The organism is Vibrio sp. J2-4, assembly GCF_021728155.1.
Classification (GTDB): domain Bacteria; phylum Pseudomonadota; class Gammaproteobacteria; order Enterobacterales; family Vibrionaceae; genus Vibrio; species Vibrio diabolicus.
Map to the genome: position 1 here is coordinate 1 of NZ_JAKKCN010000035.1, position 1,190 is coordinate 1,190.

At 47.3% G+C, this 1,190-nt stretch carries 1 protein-coding gene; it reads right to left on the reverse strand.

All coding sequences use genetic code 11. The features are described 5' to 3' along the window. Positions 1-6: 6 nt before the first annotated feature. The coding region (gene tuf / locus L3V32_RS26055; RefSeq protein ID WP_046875564.1) for an elongation factor Tu at positions 7-1,190 on the reverse strand (1,184 nt) is incomplete at its 5' end.

A 1,190-nucleotide genomic window follows, 5' to 3' on the forward strand; every position in this document is an offset into this window, starting at 1 on the left:
TATGAATTAGTCGAAGATCTTAGCAACAACACCAGCACCTACTGTACGGCCACCTTCACGGATCGCGAAACGTAGACCTTCGTCCATTGCGATTGGTGCGATTAGCTCAACAGTCATCTGTACGTTGTCACCTGGCATTACCATTTCTACGCCTTCTGGTAGCTGGATGTCACCAGTTACGTCAGTTGTACGGAAGTAGAACTGTGGACGGTAGCCTTTGAAGAATGGAGTGTGACGACCACCTTCATCTTTAGACAGTACGTATACTTCTGATTCGAACTTAGTGTGTGGAGTGATTGAACCAGGCTTCGCTAGTACTTGACCACGTTCAACTTCGTCACGCTTAGTACCACGTAGAAGTGCACCAACGTTCTCACCTGCACGGCCTTCGTCTAGAAGCTTACGGAACATCTCAACACCAGTACATGTAGTAGTAGTAGTGTCTTTGATACCTACGATAGCAACTTCGTCACCTACAGTTAGGATACCACGCTCGATACGGCCAGTTACTACTGTACCACGACCTTGGATTGAGAATACGTCTTCGATAGGCATTAGGAATGGCTGATCTACCGCACGCTCTGGCTCAGGGATGTAAGTATCTAGAGCTTCAGCTAGTTCAACGATTTTCGCTTCCCACTGCTCTTCGCCGTTTAGTGCGCCTAGTGCAGAACCTTGGATAACTGGTAGGTCATCACCTGGGAAATCGTATTCAGATAGAAGTTCACGAACTTCCATTTCTACTAGTTCTAGTAGCTCTTCATCGTCAACCATGTCACATTTGTTCATGAATACGATGATGTATGGGATACCAACCTGACGGCCTAGTAGGATGTGCTCACGAGTTTGTGGCATTGGGCCATCTGTCGCAGCAACAACTAGGATACCACCGTCCATCTGTGCAGCACCAGTGATCATGTTTTTAACGTAGTCCGCGTGTCCTGGACAGTCAACGTGTGCGTAGTGACGAGTTGGAGTGTCGTACTCAACGTGAGAAGTTGCGATTGTGATACCGCGCTCACGCTCTTCTGGAGCGTTATCGATAGATGCGAAGTCTTTAGCTACACCGCCGTAAACTTTAGCAAGAGTAGTACAGATAGCTGCAGTTAGAGTTGTTTTACCGTGGTCAACGTGGCCGATAGTACCAACGTTAACGTGCGGTTTCGTACGTTCAAATTTTTCTTTAGACA